Annotated in this window: 19 protein-coding genes; 14 read left to right on the top strand and 5 right to left on the bottom strand. The window is 72.3% G+C overall.

Annotated features, from left to right (window positions below):
- The first annotated feature begins 41 nt into the window (after positions 1–41).
- The 3 genes from F1721_RS31100 to F1721_RS31090 all read left to right on the top strand — a co-directional run bounded on the left by F1721_RS31100 (position 42) and on the right by F1721_RS31090 (position 1,655).
- The gene (locus F1721_RS31100) at positions 42–347 is read left to right on the top strand and encodes a hypothetical protein (protein ID WP_150070400.1); all 306 of its coding nucleotides are present in this window, start codon (positions 42–44) and stop codon (positions 345–347) included.
- A gap of 50 nt (positions 348–397) precedes the next feature.
- Entirely contained in the window at positions 398–1,132 is a 735-nt protein-coding gene (locus tag F1721_RS31095) for a Clp protease N-terminal domain-containing protein (protein ID WP_150070399.1), read from the top strand.
- A gap of 70 nt (positions 1,133–1,202) precedes the next feature.
- Positions 1,203–1,655: a GreA/GreB family elongation factor gene (locus tag F1721_RS31090; protein ID WP_150070398.1), complete on the top strand. Its 453-nt coding sequence runs from the start codon at positions 1,203–1,205 to the stop codon at positions 1,653–1,655.
- Positions 1,656–1,745: 90 nt separating this feature from the next.
- On the opposite strand, the gene F1721_RS31085 is transcribed toward F1721_RS31090, so the two are convergent.
- Positions 1,746–5,171, bottom strand: a complete 3,426-nt coding sequence (locus F1721_RS31085) for an indolepyruvate ferredoxin oxidoreductase family protein (RefSeq protein WP_150070397.1) — start codon at positions 5,169–5,171, stop codon at positions 1,746–1,748.
- A 156-nt stretch (positions 5,172–5,327) separates the two neighbouring features.
- On the opposite strand from F1721_RS31085, the gene F1721_RS31080 reads away from it, so the two are divergent.
- The 5 genes from F1721_RS31080 to F1721_RS31060 all read left to right on the top strand — a co-directional run bounded on the left by F1721_RS31080 (position 5,328) and on the right by F1721_RS31060 (position 8,714).
- On the top strand, positions 5,328–5,783 hold the full coding sequence (locus F1721_RS31080; RefSeq protein ID WP_150070396.1) for an Lrp/AsnC family transcriptional regulator: 456 nt from the start codon (positions 5,328–5,330) through the stop codon (positions 5,781–5,783).
- 30 nt (positions 5,784–5,813) lie between these two features.
- Positions 5,814–6,158: a hypothetical protein gene (locus F1721_RS31075; RefSeq protein WP_150070395.1), complete on the top strand. Its 345-nt coding sequence runs from the start codon at positions 5,814–5,816 to the stop codon at positions 6,156–6,158.
- Positions 6,159–6,191: 33 nt separating this feature from the next.
- On the top strand, positions 6,192–7,031 hold the full coding sequence (locus F1721_RS31070) for an arylamine N-acetyltransferase family protein (protein ID WP_150070394.1): 840 nt from the start codon (positions 6,192–6,194) through the stop codon (positions 7,029–7,031).
- 57 nt (positions 7,032–7,088) lie between these two features.
- Positions 7,089–7,658: an NADPH-dependent FMN reductase gene (locus tag F1721_RS31065; protein ID WP_150070393.1), complete on the top strand. Its 570-nt coding sequence runs from the start codon at positions 7,089–7,091 to the stop codon at positions 7,656–7,658.
- Between the two features lie 96 nt (positions 7,659–7,754).
- Positions 7,755–8,714 carry a DUF3048 domain-containing protein gene (locus F1721_RS31060; RefSeq protein WP_150070392.1) on the top strand — a complete coding sequence of 320 codons (960 nt, stop codon included), beginning with the start codon at positions 7,755–7,757 and terminating at the stop codon, positions 8,712–8,714.
- 69 nt (positions 8,715–8,783) lie between these two features.
- Here the strand turns inward: F1721_RS31060 and F1721_RS31055 are convergent, their stop codons facing one another.
- A complete protein-coding gene (locus F1721_RS31055) occupies positions 8,784–9,698 on the bottom strand; it encodes an endonuclease/exonuclease/phosphatase family protein (RefSeq protein WP_246155413.1) in 915 nt (304 codons plus the stop codon).
- A gap of 139 nt (positions 9,699–9,837) precedes the next feature.
- On the opposite strand from F1721_RS31055, the gene mshB reads away from it, so the two are divergent.
- Complete coding sequence (gene mshB / locus F1721_RS31050; protein WP_150070468.1) at positions 9,838–10,662, top strand: N-acetyl-1-D-myo-inositol-2-amino-2-deoxy-alpha-D-glucopyranoside deacetylase; 825 nt, start codon at positions 9,838–9,840, stop codon at positions 10,660–10,662.
- Positions 10,663–10,756: 94 nt separating this feature from the next.
- On the opposite strand, the gene F1721_RS31045 is transcribed toward mshB, so the two are convergent.
- Both F1721_RS31045 and F1721_RS31040 read right to left on the bottom strand, forming a co-directional pair.
- Positions 10,757–11,458: a maleylpyruvate isomerase family mycothiol-dependent enzyme gene (locus F1721_RS31045; protein ID WP_150070390.1), complete on the bottom strand. Its 702-nt coding sequence runs from the start codon at positions 11,456–11,458 to the stop codon at positions 10,757–10,759.
- A gap of 37 nt (positions 11,459–11,495) precedes the next feature.
- A complete protein-coding gene (locus tag F1721_RS31040; protein ID WP_150070389.1) occupies positions 11,496–12,194 on the bottom strand; it encodes a GntR family transcriptional regulator in 699 nt (232 codons plus the stop codon).
- Positions 12,195–12,365: 171 nt separating this feature from the next.
- Between F1721_RS31040 and F1721_RS31035 the strand changes: the two genes are divergently transcribed.
- From F1721_RS31035 to F1721_RS31015, 5 genes are all read left to right on the top strand, one after another.
- Positions 12,366–13,586, top strand: coding sequence for an NRAMP family divalent metal transporter (locus F1721_RS31035; protein WP_150070388.1), 1,221 nt, complete (start codon positions 12,366–12,368; stop codon positions 13,584–13,586).
- A 7-nt stretch (positions 13,587–13,593) separates the two neighbouring features.
- Positions 13,594–14,355 (top strand): LamB/YcsF family protein, encoded by a 762-nt coding sequence (locus F1721_RS31030; protein ID WP_211840703.1) that lies wholly within the window; start codon positions 13,594–13,596, stop codon positions 14,353–14,355.
- On the top strand, positions 14,355–14,966 hold the full coding sequence (gene pxpB, locus F1721_RS31025; RefSeq protein WP_150070386.1) for a 5-oxoprolinase subunit PxpB: 612 nt from the start codon (positions 14,355–14,357) through the stop codon (positions 14,964–14,966). The genes F1721_RS31030 and pxpB overlap by 1 nt, the downstream gene beginning before the upstream one ends.
- The gene (locus F1721_RS31020; protein ID WP_150070385.1) at positions 14,963–15,820 is read left to right on the top strand and encodes a 5-oxoprolinase subunit C family protein; all 858 of its coding nucleotides are present in this window, start codon (positions 14,963–14,965) and stop codon (positions 15,818–15,820) included. Before pxpB ends, F1721_RS31020 begins: the two co-directional genes overlap by 4 nt.
- 86 nt (positions 15,821–15,906) lie before the next feature.
- Positions 15,907–16,671, top strand: coding sequence for a putative hydro-lyase (locus F1721_RS31015; RefSeq protein ID WP_211840708.1), 765 nt, complete (start codon positions 15,907–15,909; stop codon positions 16,669–16,671).
- Here F1721_RS31015 and F1721_RS31010 read toward each other — a convergent pair.
- Positions 16,656–17,267, bottom strand: a complete 612-nt coding sequence (locus F1721_RS31010) for a MerR family transcriptional regulator (protein WP_150070383.1) — start codon at positions 17,265–17,267, stop codon at positions 16,656–16,658. The two genes, F1721_RS31015 and F1721_RS31010, sit on opposite strands and share 16 nt — an antisense overlap.
- Between the last annotated feature and the right edge of the window lie 58 nt (positions 17,268–17,325).

Genomic DNA, 17,325 nt, shown 5'->3' with positions numbered 1-17,325 from the left:
CGGGAGCGCGTGTTCGGGCCGCGGGCGCGGATGATGTGTGCATGCGCGAGCGGGATGAGCTTCTTGCGGTGGCCGAGGGGATCGAGCGGCTTGCTGGGGTTTCCACCGGTGGGGATTGGCGGGGCGGGGGGTTGCTCGCCACTCGACCGGATGTCGTCGCGCGCTTCCCCGACGGTTCGGCCGAGCACGTGGCTGAGGCTCGGGCGAGGAGCGCTCGGTGGATCGCCGCCTTCTCGCCTTCTGTTGCGGCGCCGCTGGTCGCGTGGTTGCGGTCGGCTGCGCAGGCCGAGGACGTCGATCCGGCCGCTCTGGAGTTCGCGCGGGTTTTGGGGGAGCGGTTGGGCTGATCGTCAACTCGTGGTTGACGCGGCGGCTGCGTCAACCTATGGTTGACGGTATGGATGAGTTGAAGATTTCCGACCACGTTTCGCTGGACGAGTTGATCGCCGCCATCAAGAAGGTGCACGGGGACGAGCTGGAGCAGCTGGCCAGCGCCGTCGTCGCCGGGGAGCACCTCGGGGAGGTCGCCGATCACTTGATCGGGCACTTCGTCGACCAGGCGCGGCGGTCCGGCGCTTCGTGGACCGACATCGGCAAGAGCATGGGCGTCAGCAAGCAGGCCGCGCAGAAGCGGTTCGTGCCCAAGGGGCCGGGCGAGGTCTCCGACCTCGATCCGAGCCAGGGGTTCAGCCGGTTCACGCCGCGGGCCCGCAACATCGTCGTGCTGTCGCAGAAGGAGGCCCGGGACGCCGGGAACGCCGAGATCCGACCGGAGCACCTGGTGCTCGGGCTGGTCGAGGAGTCCGACGGGTTGGGGGCCAAGGCCATCGTCGCGCAGGGCGTTTCGCTGGAGGCCGTTCGGCAGGCCGCTGTCGAGGCGCTGCCCGCCGCCGTCGGCGAGGTGCCGCACCTCATCCCGTTCGACGGTGCCGCGAAGAAGGTGCTGGAGCTGACGTTCCGGGAGGCGCTGCGGCTCGGGCACAACTACATCGGGACCGAGCACGTCCTGCTGGCGCTGCTGGAGCACGAGGCCGGTACCGGGGTGCTCTCCGGCCTCGGGATCGAGAAGGCCGCCACCGAGGAGAAGGTCTCCGCGGCGCTGGCCGAGATCACCGCGAAGCTCGCGGAGTGACCTGATCGAGTTGTGCTCCCCGGCGCCGAAGTCGAGCATCAGCTGCGGAAACCTCGGGGGAGGAGCGGCGATGGGCGGTGCGGATCCGGCCACCCGGGCGCGGTTGGCGGAGGAGATCCGCTCGCTGCGCGCCCGGCGGAAGCGCCTGGTGGACGAGCTGGTGCAGAGCTCCGGGCCGGGGGACAGCGGTGACGCCTCGCAGGAGCTGCAGGGCGGGGACGAGGTCGTCGCCATCGACGACCGCATCGCCGAGCTGGAGAACCTGCTGGTCGGCGGGATCGACGTGCAGGGCGTGGCGCCGGGCACCGAGGTGGTGCTGCGCTCGTCGGACGGGGCGACGCAGACCTACAAGGTCGTGGCGATCCCCGAGGAGGTCCTGGCCGGGGAGGAGGACTTCACGGTGACCTCCGACAGCCCGCTGGGGCTGGCCCTGGCGCACTGCCAGCAGGGCGAGACCGTTCGCTACCCGACGCCGGACGGGCAGGCCGAAGCCGAAGTGCTCAGCATCCGCCGACCGAGCTGAACCGACCGAGGACCGGGGTTCCCGGATGCGATTTCAATGGAAATCGGACCTCTGATTTCCATTGAAATCGCGGGAACCCCGGTCCGCGTCTCAGGCCGCGCCGACCCGATCCGGCGTCGACGACCTGAGCAGCTCGGACTGCTTCTTCCGGTAGGTCTCGACGTTGGCCAGCTTGATCTCCTCGTAGCCGCGGATCACGTCCGGCAGCTCGGCCAGCTCCAGCAGCGCCGGGTGGTCGGCGGCCAGCGCCTGCTCGACGACCTCGCGGTACTGCTCGACCAGTTCGCGCTCCACGCGGCGGACCTTGGCGTAGCCGAACGGGTCCAGGCGGGTGCCGCGCACCTTGCGCATCGCGCGCAGCAGCTTGAACACGTGGCGGAACCACGGGCCGAGGCTGATCTTGCGGTTCATGCCCAGCGCGCGCAGCACCGGCGGGTGCAGGCGGAACGAGTAGCGGGACCCCGCGCCGAACTGGGCCTCGATGTCGGCCTGCAGCCGCTCGTCCAGGGACAGCCGGGCGACCTCGTACTCGTCCTTGTAGGCCATCAGCTTGTGCAGGTTGCGGGCCACCGCTTCGGCCACCGCCGCCGAGCTGCCGCGCCGCACCCGTTCGACGAACTCCGCGTAGCTGCGGGCGTAGTCCTCGTCCTGGTACTCGACCAGGTCCGGGATGCGGATGTCCAGCAGCCGCGCCAGTTCCGAGCCCTCGGGGGCCTCGACCAGCGCCCGCACCCGCTGCGCGGCCGGGCTCGGCGCCGGTGGTTCGACCGGGGCCGGGGTGATCTCGGCCTGCAGCGCGTCCGGGTCGGCGATGGCCTGGCGGCCGCGGCGGAACGCCTGGATGTTGGCCGCCACCGCCGCGCCGTTGAGCTCGATCGCCCGCTCGATGCTCTCCGCCGACAGCTGCAGCGCACCGCACTGGTAGGCCGCGCCGAGCTGGAGGATGTTGGCGAACTGGTCGTCGTCGAACAGCTCCTCGGCCAGGCCGCGCGCGTCCAGGTAGAACGCCCGGGCGGTGGCGTCGTCGAGGGTCGAGCGGATGCCGGATTGCGCTGGGAAGGAGACCTCGGTGTCCACCACCATCCGGCCGGTCGGGACCTCGGTGGTGGACACCACCGCGGTCGTCCGGGCCGGGTCGGCCGCCGCCAGGTGCACCGGGTCGGCGGCCACCAGCAGGTCGCAGCCCAGGTAGAGGTCGCACTCGCCGGCGGCCAGCTTCGGCGCCTGCTCGACCGGGGCGGAGGTGATCTTGAGGTCGGAGACCACCGCGCCGCCCTTCTGCGCCAGGCCGATCTGGTCCAGGGTGCGCACCTGGCGGCCGTCGATCACCGCGGCCGTGGCCAGGACCTGCGTCACCGTGACCACGCCGGTGCCGCCGACGCCGGTGATGCGGACGGTGAAGTCGTCGTCGCCGCGCTCCGGTTCGGGCAGCTCGGACGCGGGCAGCTCGCTGATCTCGCGGCGCCGCCTGCGGCCGCTGGGCACCACGGTCAGGAACGACGGGCAGTCCCCGGCCAGGCAGGAGTAGTCGACGTTGCAGGACGACTGGTGGATGCGGGTCTTGCGGCCGAACTCGGTGGACACCGGCTGCACCGACAGGCAGTTGGACTTCGCGCCGCAGTCCCCGCAGCCCTCGCACACCCGCTCGTTGATCAGCACCTTCTCCGCCGGGGTCGGCTGCTTGCCGCGGCGGCGCTTGCGGCGCTTCTCCGCCGCGCACTCCTGGTCGTGGATGAGCACCGTGACACCGGGTACCTCGGCCAGTTCCGCTTGTGCGGCGAGGAGTTCGTCGCGGTGGCGGACGGTCACGCCGCGGGGGAGCTTGCCGCGCAACCGCTTCGGCGCGTCGCTGGTGACGACGACCTTCGAAGCGCCTTCCAGCAGCAGGAGTTCGGCGATCTTGCCGACCGGCAGCGCGCCGACCGCGTCCTGCCCGCCGGTCATCGCCACCGCCGAGTTGTGCAGCAGCTTGTAGGTGATGTTCACCCCGGCCGCGACCGCGGCGCGTACCGCCAGGCTGCCGGAGTGGGTGAAGGTGCCGTCGCCGATGTTCTGCACGAAGTGCTCGGTGCTGACGAACGGCGCCATGCCGATCCACTGCGCGCCCTCGCCGCCCATCTGCGTGATGCCGACGACGTCGCCGACCTGGTCGGGGTCCATGAACAGCGCCATCGTGTGGCAGCCGATGCCCGCGCCGACCACGGTCCCGTCGGGCACCTTCGTCGAGGAGTTGTGGGGGCAGCCGGAGCAGAAGTACGGCGTGCGGGCCAGCAGCGGGACCGAGATCCGCTCGCGGCGGCGGCGCTGGCGCCAGGCGTCGACCTGCGGGACCTCGCCGTGCGCGGTCAGCCGGTCGGCCAGGCCGCGGGCGATGCGGTCCGGGTCGAGCTCGCCGAGCTCGGTGAACAGGGTCCGGCCGTCGGGCGTCTTCTTGCCGTGCACCTGCGGTGCGTCCGGGCGGCCGTAGAGGATCTCCTTGATCACCGGTTCCAGGAACGCCCGCTTCTCCTCGACCACCACGATCTCGGCCAGCCCCTCGGCGAACTCCCGGATGATGCCGGGTTCGACCGGGTGGATCGCGCCGAGCTTGAGCAGCCGGATGCCGAAGCGCGCGAGGTCGGACTCGTCCAGGCCGAGGGTGCGCAGCGCCTGGCGCAGGTCCAGGTAGGACTTCCCGGCGGCGACGATGCCGATCCGGTCCGCGCTGCCGGAGTGCGTGATCCGGTTGACGCCGCTGGCCCGCAGGTACTCCAGCGCCAGCGGGATCCGGATGTTGTACAGGCTGCTCTCCAGCCCGGCGAGCTCCGCGCCCAGCAACCGGGCGCTGGGGCGGTGCGAGTACGCCTCCGGGCGCATCTCCGGCGGGGTCCAGTCCGGGGTGACGGTCGCGGTCCCGGCCGCGTCCGCGACGTTGGCGACCACCTTCAGCGCCGACCACAGCCCGCTGGCCCGGGACAGCTCGACCGCGTGCCGCCCGAAGTCCAGCAGGTCCTGGGAATCCGCCGGGAAGAACGTCGGGATGTGCAGGTCGGCGAGGGCGGCCTCGGACGCGGCCGGGACGGTGGAGGACTTGGCGTTCGGGTCGTCGCCGACCAGCGCGACCGCGCCGCCGCGCGGGTCGGCGCCGGCGAGGTTGGCGTGGCGCAGGGCGTCCCCGGCCCGGTCCAGGCCGGGGGCCTTGCCGTACCAGACGCCGAGCACGCCGTCCGGGCGCTGGGTGCCGAGCCGCTCGGCGAGCTGGCTGCCGAGCACGGAGGTCGCGGCCAGCTCCTCGTTCAAGCCGGGCCGGTGGACCACGTCGTGCTCGTCGAGCAGCTTCGCGCGGCGCGCCAGCTCCAGGTCGAACCCGGCCAGCGGCGAGCCCTCGTAGCCGGAGACGAACGCCGCGGTGCTCGCGCCCGCGCGCCGGTCCAGCCGGATCCGGTCGAACAGCACCCGCACCAGGGCCTGCACCCCGGTCACGTAGACCGTGCCCGCATCCCGGAGGTAGCGGTCGTCCAGCGTGAACGCGGCCATGTCGAACTCCTTCTCTCCGGCGCGCATCGTGATCGACGCCACTTCAGCTCAAAACGATGTGGCGCACAACACCGCGCCCCGAAACGGTGAAGAGCGCGCAAACTTCGGTCGTTCCAGCCCTTCCGCGCCGCTGAATTTTGCGTACCATCCCTGCGCATGGCCGACCAGACGCTCGATGCGACGGATCACGAGATCCTGGCGCTGCTGCGCGAGGACGCTCGCCGCACGCTGTCGGACATCGCGACCCGCGTGACCCTGTCCACGGCCGCGGTGAAGCGGCGGATCGACCGCCTGCAGGAGATGGGCGTGATCCTCGGCTACACCGTCCAGCTCGACCACGCCAAGCTCGGCTCGGCGGTGGAGGCCTTCATCGAGCTGCGCTTCCTGGGCACCAGCGGCGTGGACGAGATCGTCCAGACCACCACCCGGATGCCGGAGGCGCAGGCGGTGTTCACCATCGCCGGGGACCCGGACGCGCTGGTCTGGCTGCGGGTCCGGGACATGGCGCACCTGCAGCGCACCATCGACGAGATCCGCCGCAGCCACCGCGTGACCAGCACCAAGACGCTGATCGCCCTGGACTCCTGGCAGCGCGGCCGCAAATCTCCGTGACTCGGCAGGACAAAGCGGTCGGGAGCGGACATGCTGGTCGGCATGGTCGGTGATCTGGAGTTGGCCGCGGTCCCGGCGCTGCTGCCCGCCGGTCCGCCGGGGGTGGAGATCCGGTTGGACGGGCTCGTGGTGGGGGAGCTGGAGCTGCGGGTCTGCCACGCCTGCCGGGTCGCCGTGCTCGACCACGTCCGCATCGACCGGCGGTGCCGCCGCCGCGGGCTGGCCACGCTCGCCCTCGGGCTGCTGCGCGAGTCCTGGTCGGACTACCGGTGGAGCGCCGGGCCGTTCGAGCCGACCACCGAGGCGCTCGGGTTCTGGCACTCCCTGACCGGTCTGCGCGCCGAACCCGACGAGTGCGAGCACCTGCGGGCTTGACTTCCAGTGCGCTCGAATCGCCAGGCTGGGGGCATGGCAGAGCAGGCGAAGGACGAATGGCGGATCGAGGCGGTCGACCTCGACGGTTACCTGGAGCGGATCGGGCACCCGGCGGTGGCGGGGCCGTCGGCGGCGGTGCTGCGCTCGCTGCACGAGGCGCACGTCCAGGCCATCCCGTTCGAGAACATCGACGTGGCCCTCGGGCAGCACCCCGGGATCGAACTGGCCACCATCTACGACAAGCTCGTCCGCCGACGGCGCGGCGGGTACTGCTTCGAGCACGCGCTGCTGTTCGCGGCGGTGCTGGAGCAGCTGGGGTTCGACGTCGAGCGGCGGATGGCGCGGGTGCAGCCCGACGGCTCCGGCTACCGGACGCACATGATGCTCCGGGTTCGCGCTGACGGGGCGGACTACTTGGCGGACGTGGGCTTCGGCGCGGGGGTGCTGTCGCCGATGCCGTTCGAGGACGGTGCGGTGGTGGACCAGGCCGGTTGGCGGCACCGGCTGGTCCGGCGCGGTCCACTGTGGAATCTGGAGCGGGCGGGGACGGACGGCTGGGAGGTGCTGCACGCCTCCGACGAGCAGCCGCAGCGCTTCGCCGACTACGAGGTCGCGCACCACTACGTCGCCACCCACCCGCACTCGCCGTTCATCGGCAAGCCGGTGGTGTTCCGGCTGGCCCCCGGGGTGAGCCGGAAGCTGGTCGGCGACGAGCTGACCGTGCTGCGGCCGTCGGGCGAGCCCGAGGTGACGAAGGTGGCTCCGGAGCAGCTCGCGGACGTGCTGGCCGGGCTGGACCTCGCGTTGTCGGAGGGGGAGCTCGACGAACTCCGGAAACTCCTGGGAACCAGCGCGGATTCGTCCTTGACCTAGAGTAATGTCGAAGTTCCATGATGGTCGCCGGAAGCCGATCAGCATGGGAGGAAGCAGATGTTCGAGGACCGGCTGCGCGTGGGCATCATCGTCGGCAGCACCCGGGAGGGGCGGTTCGCCCGGACCGTCGCCGACTGGTTCGCCGACCAGGCCTGGCAGCACCCGGAGCTGGAGGTCGACCTCATCGACCTGGCCGAGCTCGACCTGCCCGCGGTGATGCCCGCGGCGGAAACCCCGCAGCTGCGCGAGTTCACCGCCCGGCTGGGCGCCGCGGACGGCTTCGCGGTGGTCACGCCGGAGTACAACCACGGCTACCCGGCGGCGCTGAAGGGCGCGATCGACCTGGCGTACGCGGAGTGGCAGACCAAACCCGTCGGATTCGTCAGCTACGGCGGCATTTCCGGCGGGCTGCGGGCGGTGGAGCAGCTGCGGCAGGTCTTCGCCGAGCTGCACGCGGTGACCGTCCGCGACACGGTGAGCTTCCACGGTGCGGGCGAGTGCTTCGACGAGGAGGGCAATCCCCGGGACACCACCGGTCCGGCCGCGGCGGCGAAGGTGCTGCTGGACCAGCTCGTGTGGTGGGCGCGGGCGACGGCCGAAGCGCGACGCCGACGTCCGTACAGCTGACGCGGTGGTCGGAAATGACTCGGTTCGGCCCCTTGTCGGCGCCGTTGCAGCGGGTGAAGCTACCCGGCAGCGGACTGCACCGCTGGGGGAGGGGCCATGTGGTGGTTGCGCTTGCTCGGCACGGTGGTGGCCGTCGGCGCCGTGCTGCTCGGCGGTTTGGCCCTGCAGCCGACCGGAACCCGGTCGGTGCCGATCGCGGAATCGCCACCACCGCCGCCGCCGGAACCGCCGCCCGCGCCGCCGCCGGTCGGGCCACCGGTGCTCGCGGTGAAGGTGGACAACTCGCCACCGGCCCGCCCGCCGACCGGGATCGGGGCGGCGGACGTCGTGTACGTGGAACCGGTGGAGGCCGGGATCAGCAGGCTGGTGGCGGTTTTCGGGACCCGGCGGCCGCCCGTGGTCGGACCGGTGCGCAGCGCCCGGCAGACCGATCTGCGCCTGCTGCCGCAGTTCGGCCGCCCCGCGCTGGCGTTCTCCGGTGCGGCGCCGGAACTCCTGCCGGAGATCGACCGGGCGCCGGTGGTCAGCGCTTCGCCGACCGCGGTGCCCGGCGCGTTCTACCGCGGTCCGGGGCGGGCGCCGCACAACCTCTACGTGCGCCCGTCCCGGCTTCCCGCGGGGGAGGGGTGGTCGCCGAACGCCGCGCTGACGTTCGGCCCGGCGCCGCCCGGCGGGGTCCCGACGAGCGGTGAGGTGGTCGGGTACCGGTCGGCGCGGGTCGGGTTCACCTGGTCGCCGGGCGAGCAGCGGTGGCTGGTGTCGATGGACGGGCGGCCGCACGTGGCGACCGACAGCGGACGTCTCGCCGCGAGCACCGTTGTGCTGCAAGAAGTTCCGGTGTCGGACTCGCCGTTCCAGGACGTGGTGGGCAACCCGTCGCCGTTCGCGGAGACCGTCGGCACCGGCCGCGCGGTGGTGCTCCGCGACGGCGCGGCGTTCGACGGCCGCTGGCACCGCCCCGCCCCGGAGCTCGGCACCACCTACACCACCCCGGCCGGGGACCCGATCCCCTTCGCCCCCGGCCAGGTCTGGATCGTCCTCGTTCCCGCGCCGTAGCGGGACCGTGAGCACTTTCTGGTGCTGTAGCACCACGAAGTGCTCACGGGCCTCGATCAGCGGAGAAGCTCAGACCAGGTCGACCAGGGCCTGGACCGGGAAGTGGTCGGACGGGAAGTAGCCGTCGCGGCGGAAGGTGTTGATCGCCGCTGCGCGCACCGCGACGCGGTCGTTGTGCAGGATCCAGTCGATCCGGTCCTCGCCCTCGACGGGCTCCTCGTAGCCGCCGAAGGTGCCCCATGCGGGCGTGAGCTGCCGGTCCGCGGTCGTCCAGGTGTCGGCCAGGCCGCCGCCGGTGAGGATCCGGTAGGACTCCGAGCTGCCCGCGGGGGTGTTGAAGTCACCGGTGAGCACCACCGGCAGCCCGGCGTCGAACCCGGCGATCCGCTGGCCCACCAGCTGCGCGCTGCGCTGGCGGGACGGCTCCGACCGGTGGTCGAAGTGCGTGTTGACGTGGGTGAACTCGCGGCCGCTGCGGCGGTCGTGGAAGCGCACCCAGGTGACCATCCGGACCACGTCGTTGCCCCAGGACTTGGAGCCGATCAGCGACGGGGTGTCGGACAGCCAGAAGTGGTCGTAGTCCAGCGGCTCCAGCCGTCGGGTGTCGTAGTAGATCGACATGAACTCGCCGCGGCCACCGCCTTCGCGGCCCAGCCCGATCCAGTCGTAGAACGGCGGGACGTCCTGCAACACCTCCTTGACCTGGGTGAACAGCGCCTCCTGCACGCCGAGCACGGTGGGCTGCTCGGTGCCGAGCAGTTCGGCGAGGATCGGGCGGCGGATGCGCCACGAGTCCGGGTTCGGCGGCACCGCCTTCGAGTCCATGCGGATGTTGAAGCTCATGACGTGCAGCTGCTCGCCCTTGGCGGGACCGATCAACGCCTCGCCAGCCGGTGCGGCCGACGCCTGCCCGGTGCCGAGTGCACCGGCGACCGCTGCCGCGCCCGCCAGGCCGAGCGCACCTCGTCGGGAAATTCCAGACACAACGCCTCCTTCTCCTGCTCGGAGATCCTCACGCGCGCCGGACCGGTTCTGGTTGACCGGAGGGCGAACTCTGCCGGAACTTCCCGGCCCGCTGTCGGTGGGCGGGACTAGGCTCGACGACATGAACGATCGTCGTCTTCTGCTGGTGCACGCCCATCCCGATGACGAGGCGACCGCCACCGGCGCCACGATGGCCCGCTACTGCGCGGAGGGGGCCGCGGTCGCGCTGGTCACCTGCACCAGCGGTGAGCTCGGCGAGGTCGTCGCCGACGATCTCGCGCACCTGCGCGGGGACCCGGAGGCGCTCGGCGAGCACCGGCGCGGCGAGATCCGCGCTGCGCTGGCCGAGTTCGGCGAGGTCCGGCACCACTGGCTGGGCGGCCCGGGCCGCTTCCGGGACAGCGGGATGGCCGGTGCGGACGGCAACACCGCGCCGGGCGCGTTCGCCGCGGCCGACCCGGCCGAGGTCACCCGGGCCATGGTGGAGATCCTGCGCGCGGAGCGCCCGCACGTGGTGGTGACCTACGACGAGCACGGCGGGTACGGGCACCCGGACCACATCGCCGCGCACCGCGCCGTCATGACCTCCCTAGACCCGGCCGCCGACCCGGACTACGCCCCGGAGCTCGGCGAGGCGTGGCAGGTGCCGAAGGTGTACTGGACGACGCTGCCGCGCTCGATCCTCAAGCAGGTCGAGGAAGCGGGCGTGGAGGGCTTCGAGCCGTACACGGTGCCGGACGAGGAGCTGACCGCGATGGTCGACGGCCGCGACTTCCACCAGGCCAAGATCGCGGCGCTGCGCCACTACCGGAGCCAGGTCAACCTCGACGACGGCGAGTTCTTCGCGAACATGGTCCTGCGCCCGGAGTTCGCCCTGGAGCACTACCTCCTGGTCCGGGGCGACCGAGGCCCCGGAACCGGCCCGAACAACTGGGAACCGGACCTCTTCGCAGGCCTCGGCTGATCGCCGGAGGCGACCCGACCGGCGCGGTGGTCCCGCGCCGTGGAAACCGCAGTCTCAGTTGAAACTGCGGTCCAGCGCCGGGCAGCGGCCCGGCTCAGCCGGTGCGGCGCTGGGCCGGGATCGGTTCCGGGTGCGGCGGCCACGGGCCCAGTTCCGGGAGCGGGCCGTCCGGCGTGCGCTGCGGGGTCCGGCCCGCCAGCCAGGCCGCGAGGTCGTGGGCCCGGCCGCTGATCTCAGCGGCGCCGGTCGACCAGGTGCGGTCACCGTCGGTCTCCCGGAGCACGAACCCCTCGGGCAGGCGCGGGAGCAGGAATTCGATGGCGTGGCCGGAGAACTCCGCGCTCCACCGCTCGGGGCCGACGCCGACGTCCAGGTCCACCAGGTGGATCCAGACCTCCCGCCAGCGCATCCGCACGATCCCGGCGAGGTCGCCGTTGCGGAACCGCACCGGGCGGTCCCAGTCCGATTCGGCCGCCTGCGACCAGACCGCCTCCAGCGCCGCGCTGTGCCGGGCGAGCCGGGCCCGGTGCTCCTCAGCGCTGTCCCCGGCGAGCCCTTCGATGATCGCGTCGCGCTCCGCCTGCCCGCCGTCGTAGGCGTCGACGAGCTCACCGCGCAGCGCGTGCGCGGAGACCCGGGCGAAAGCCCGCGCGTTGTCCGTCAGGTGGGCGAGCACGTGCCCGCGGGTCCAGCCGGGGAGCAGCGACGGCGCGGCGACCTGCTCGTCGGTCAGGGTGGAGATGGCTTCGCGGAGGTACTGGTGACCTTCGAGGACGGCATGCAGCGGAACTCTCACGCGCGGCGATCCTAGCCCTCGCCGCCGACGGCCGGGATCACTCCGGCGTGTAGCTGCGGTAGGCGGCGACGAGCTGGGCCTCGGCGGCGTCGAAGTAGCCCTCCAGGCGGTCGGCCGCGTCCTGCACCCGACCGGCGCTGATCAGGTCCGAGATCTCCCGGTGCGGCTTCAGGTAGGGCTCGTGGAGCTCGCGCGGCCGGGACATCCGGTGGAACGCCAGCCGCAGCTCGGCGAGCAGCCGCCGCATCGTCTCGTTCACCCGCGGGCTCTCGGCCAGCGCCGCCAGAGCCTCGTGGAAGCGCATGTTCGCGGTCCCCACGTCCCACCAGCGCTCGTCCACCGCCGCGCGCTCGCCCTCGGTGACGGCCTGGTCCACCGCCGCGACCAGCTCCGCCGGGGCGCGACCGGCCCGGCGCACCGCGCTGATCTCCAGCAACCGGCGGATCCGGTAGAGGTCGATGACGTCCTCGTCGCTGAGCACCCGGACGAACACCCCGCGGTGGAACTCGTGCACCAGCAGCCGCTCGTGCACCAGCAGCCGGAACGCCTCGCGGAGCGTGTTGCGCGACACGGCCAGCGCGCGGCCCGCGCTCTCCTCGGACAGCCGGGTGCCCGGCGCCAGCGCCCCGTCGATGACCCGCTGGCGCAGCAGGTCGGCGACCCGTTCGGCCGTGCTCGTGCGGTCGAGCAGCGACCGGTCGGCCGCCAGGAGGTCCGCCCACGGGTCCGCGGTCAATCCAGCTCCCCACGCTCGCAGTTGATCTCGAGTGTAACGAGAAAGTTCCACGCGGGGTATTGCAGGATTGTTCAACAATTCTCTATGTTGACCCGAACCGCCTGCTAGTGCGGCCCCAAGTCGACGTTCCCCTCACCGGCCTCCGGTCGGTGCCCAGCTGATCGGAGTGCCATGGCTGAACCGACCACGGCCGAGAAGGGATCCTCGGCCGCCAAGCGGAGCACGCTGCTCGGCGCGGTGTTCCTGATGGCCACCAGCGCGATCGGGCCCGGCTTCATCACCCAGACCACCGAGTTCACCATCCAGCTCGGCGCCGCGTTCGCCTTCGCGATCCTGGTGTCGATCGTGGTCGACATCGCCGTGCAGCTGAACGTCTGGCGGGTCATCGGCGTCTCCGGCATGCGGGCGCAGGACCTGGGCAACAAGGTGGTCCCCGGCCTCGGCTACGTGATGGCCGCGCTGGTCGTCTTCGGCGGGCTGGTGTTCAACGTCGGCAACATCGCGGGCACCTCGCTCGGCCTGGACGCGATGGTCGGCCTGGACGCCAAGATCGGCGGCACGCTGTCCGCGGTCATCGCCATCGGCATCTTCCTGAGCAAGAAGGCCGGGGTGGCGATGGACCGCATCGTCGTGGTGCTCGGCGTGGTGATGATCCTGCTGACCGCGTTCGTCGCGTTCTCCTCCGCCCCGCCGGTCGGGCAGGCGCTGGTGCAGGCGGTGTGGCCCAGCGAGGTCGACTTCCTGGCCATCACCACGCTCATCGGCGGCACCGTCGGCGGCTACATCACCTACGCCGGGGCGCACCGCCTGGTCGACGCCGGGGTGACCGGCCCGGAGCGCGTCGTCGACGTCAGCCGCAGCTCGGTGGTCTCGCTGCTGGTGACCGGCCTGATGCGGCTGGTGCTGTTCCTCGCGGTGCTCGGCGTGGTGGCCGGTGGCGTGGCGCTGACCTCGGCCAACCCGACCGCCGAGGCGTTCCAGCACGCCACCGGCGAGATCGGCATGCGGCTGTTCGGCATGATCCTCTGGGCGGCCAGCATCACCTCGGTCGTCGGCGCCGCCTACACCTCGGTGTCGTTCCTGGTGACCTTCTCGCCGAAGCTGGCGCGCGCCCGCAACTGGCTCGTGGTGGCCTTCGTGGGGATCTCCGCCGCGGTGTTCCTGCTGCTCGACAAGGCCCCGACGACGCTGCTGGTGCTGGCGGGGGCGCTCAACGGGCTGATCCTGCCGGTCGGCTTCGGCGTGCTGATGTTCGTCGCCGCCAAGCGCCGCGACCTGCTCGGGGGATACCGCTACCCGCGGTGGTTGCTGATCGTGGGTGTGGTCGCCTGGCTGCTGACCGTGTACCTGGGAGTCAACTCGCTCGGCGGCATCGCCGCGCTGTGGAAGTGAGGTGGGCATGGACCTCAACTCGGACCTCGCGGAAGGCTTCGGGCGCTGGGAGCTCAGCGACGACGAGGCGCTGCTGCAAATCGTGACCAGCGCGAACGTCGCCTGCGGTTACCACGCCGGGGATGCCACGGTGATCCGCGACGCGGTCGAGCAGGCCGCCAAGCGGGGCGTGGTGGTCGGCGCGCAGGTGAGCTACCGCGACCTGGCCGGGTTCGGCCGCCGGTTCATCGACGTGCCGCCGCGCGAGCTGACCAACGACGTGATCTACCAGATCGGCGCGCTGGCCGGGTTCGCCCGCATCGCCGGGACCGAGGTCGCCTACGTCAAGCCGCACGGCGCGCTCTACAACGCGATCGTGCACCACGCCGACCAGGCCGCCGCCGTGGTCGAGGCGGTGCGCGCCTACGACCCGTCGCTGGCGGTGCTCGGGCTGCCCGGCTCGCAGTGGCTGGAGCAGGCCGAGCGGGCGGGGCTGCGGGTGTTCCGCGAGGCCTTCGCCGACCGCGCCTACACCCCGGAGGGCACGCTGGTGTCGCGGCGCGAGCCCGGTGCGGTGCTGCACGACCCCGAGCTGATCGCGGAGCGCTGCCTGCGGCTGGCGGCCGGGGAGCCGATCGAGGCCGTCGACGGTTCGCAGATCCGCGTCGAGGCGGACTCGATCTGCGTGCACGGGGACAGCCCCGGCGCGGTGGCCATCGCCGGATCCGTGCGGGACCACCTGGTCGCCGGTGGTGTTCAGCTGAAGCCGTTCGCGGCGCGAGGGCTGTGATGCGGTTCCTGCGGTGCGCTGACTCGGGCCTGCTCGTCGAACTGGCCGACCTCGAAGCCGTGCAGGCGCTTTACACCGCGCTGGCCGAGGCGCCGCCCGAGGGGGTCACGGACCTGGTCCCGGCAGCGCGGACGTTGCTGCTGCACCTGGATCCCAAGCGCGCCAACGCCGCGGCGATCGAGGCCGCGGTGCGCGAGGTCGAGCCGCGCCGAACCGCCGACGGCGACGGAGCCCTGGTGGAGGTGCCGGTCGTCTACGACGGTGCGGACCTCGCGGAGGTGGCGAAGCTGACCGGGCTCTCCGAGCGGGAGGTGGTGCACCGGCACACCAGTGCTGAGTGGACGGTCGCCTTCGGCGGCTTCGCACCGGGATTCGGCTACCTCGCCGGAGGTCCGCCGGAGCTCGCGGTACCGCGCCGGGCCGAGTCGCGGACCAGGGTGCCGCCCGGGTCGGTCGGGCTCGCCGGGGCGTTCAGCGGCATCTACCCGCGCGAATCCCCCGGCGGCTGGCAGCTGATCGGGCGCACCGACCTGGAGATCTGGCGGGTGGACCGGGATCCGCCCGCGCTGCTGCGGCCGGGCGTGCGGGTGAGTTTCCAGGAGGTCCGATGAGCTTGGAGGTGCTGGCCACCGGGCCGCTCTCGACCGTCCAGGACCTGGGGCGGCCGGGGCTGGCGGGGATCGGCGTCGGTCCCTCGGGCGCGGCGGACGGCGGTGCGTTCCGGTTGGCAAACCGGTTGGTGGGCAACGACGAGTGCGCGGCGGCGATCGAGGTCACCTTCGGCGGGCTCGCGGTGCGCGCCACCCGGGACCTGACCGCAGCGGTGACCGGGGCGCCCTGTCCGATCACTGTGGACGGTCGTGCCGCCGCGGTGAACTCGGTGCTGCGGATCCCGGCGGGCGCGGTCGTGCGGCTGGGCATGCCCGACCGGGGCCTGCGCAGCTACCTCGCGGTGCGCGGCGGTATCGCCGTGGAACCGGTGCTGGGTTCGCGGGCGACCGACGTGCTCGCCGGGCTGGGGCCGGACCCGCTGGCGCCGGGCTCGGTGCTGCCGGTGGGGCCGCCGCCGCAGCGGTTCCCGCAGGTGGACCTGGCGCCGGTGGCGGCGTGCGAGGCCGACGAGATCACGCTGCGCGTGACGTTCGGGCCGCGGCACGACTGGTTCACCGAGGACGCGCTGACCGCGCTGGTCAGCAGCTCCTACGAGGTCACTGCGGACAGCAACCGGGTCGGCATGCGGTTGTCCGGACCGGCGCTGGAGCGCTGCCGCACCGACGAGCTGCCCAGCGAGGGCATGGTCGCCGGGGCCCTGCAGGTCCCGCCGTCGGCGCGGCCGACGCTGTTCCTCGCCGACCACCCGGTGACCGGCGGCTACCCGGTGATCGCCGTGGTGGTCGCCGCAGACCTGGACAAGGCGGCCCAAGCCCGCCCCGGCCAGCGAATCCGCTTCCGCCGCAAGGGCTGAGGGATCGTGAGTGCAAAAGCCGGTTCCAGCCGGTTTTCGCACTCACGACGATGATGAGGAGTTCTGCCATGACCGATCCGCAGGAGATGTCCCCGGAGCAGGCCCGCGCCGCGTTCCGGGCCGGGCTGCGCGTGCCCACCTCGGGCTACAGCGCCGGGTGGACGCAGGCCAACCTGATCTCCCTGCCGCGCGAGTTCGCCTACGACTTCCTGCTCTTCGCGCAGCGCAACCCGCGCTCCTGCCCGGTGCTGGACGTGACCGAGCCCGGCGGGACCAGCGCCGGGATCTTCGCGGGCGACCTGCGCACCGACCTGCCCGCCTACACCGTCTACCGGGACGGCGAGCTGGTCGAGGAGCGGACCGAGGTCACCGACCTGTGGCGGGACGACCTGGTGTCGTTCCTGGTCGGCTGCAGCTTCACCTTCGAGGCCGCGCTGCTGGAGGCCGAGGTCCCGGTGCGGCACATCGAGGCGGGCAGCAACGTGCCGATGTACCGGACGAACCGGGAGTGCCGCCCGGCCGGTCGGCTGTCCGGGCCGCTGGTGGTGTCGATGCGCCCGGTCCCGGCCGAGCTCGTCCCCACCGCCGTCCGGGTCACCTCCCGCTACCCGTCCGTGCACGGCGCCCCGGTGCACGTCGGAGCTCCGGAAGCGCTGGGCATCGCCGACGTCGACCGGCCGGACTTCGGTGACGCGGTGGAGATCCGCCCGGGTGAGATCCCGGTGTTCTGGGCGTGCGGGGTGACGCCGCAGGCAGCGGTGATGCAGTCCAAGCCGCCGTTCGCCATCGGCCACGCGCCGGGCCACATGGCCATCACCGACTCCCGCGACAGCCGCTACCTGGTCCCGTAGCGACGCGCGGAGGCGTCGACCTGCGCGAGCCGCCGCAGCGCGAGCAGCAGCGGCTCGACCAGCACGGTGCCCAGCACCATGTAGCGCACGGCCGCCTCCGTCGATTCCACCGGGACACCGGCGACTTCGCGCTCGGCGATCTCGCGCATCGCGTGCGCGTAGGAGATCACGTCGTCCTCGGGCAGCGGGAAGTCCGCTGCTTCGAGGGCGGCCAGCGCGGCGGCGAGCTGCCGGACGGCCTGCCGGTCGGCGCCCTGCACCCGCCAGCCGAGGCGTTCGAGCACCGACTCGGCAGCACGCGTGTCCACTTCCTCGTCGACCGCCGGGCCCAGCGAGCGGTGCGCGGCACCGAGCAGGTCGTGCGTGGATTCCGGCGGGTTGTCCAGCTGGTCCAGCACTTCTCGGGTGGCCGCGACGCTGAGGCCGCCGACGCCGATGAGCGCGCGCACCAGCCGGAGCCGCGCCACGTGGCTCTCGTCGTACTGCGCCTGGGTCGCCGAGGTCAGCTGGCCTTCGTGGAGCAGTCCTTCCCGCAGGTAGTACTTGATCGTCGCGACCGCGACCCCGCTGGTGCGGCTGAGCTCCGAGATGCGCACGCTCGACTCCTTGAACTGGATAGCAGCACTATCCTATATTGGATAGCGTCGCTCTCCA

The organism is Saccharopolyspora hirsuta (assembly GCF_008630535.1).
Lineage (GTDB): Bacteria > Actinomycetota > Actinomycetes > Mycobacteriales > Pseudonocardiaceae > Saccharopolyspora > Saccharopolyspora hirsuta.
The sequence above is the reverse complement of the archived record's forward strand: the minus strand, read 5'-3'. Positions and strand labels throughout refer to the sequence as shown.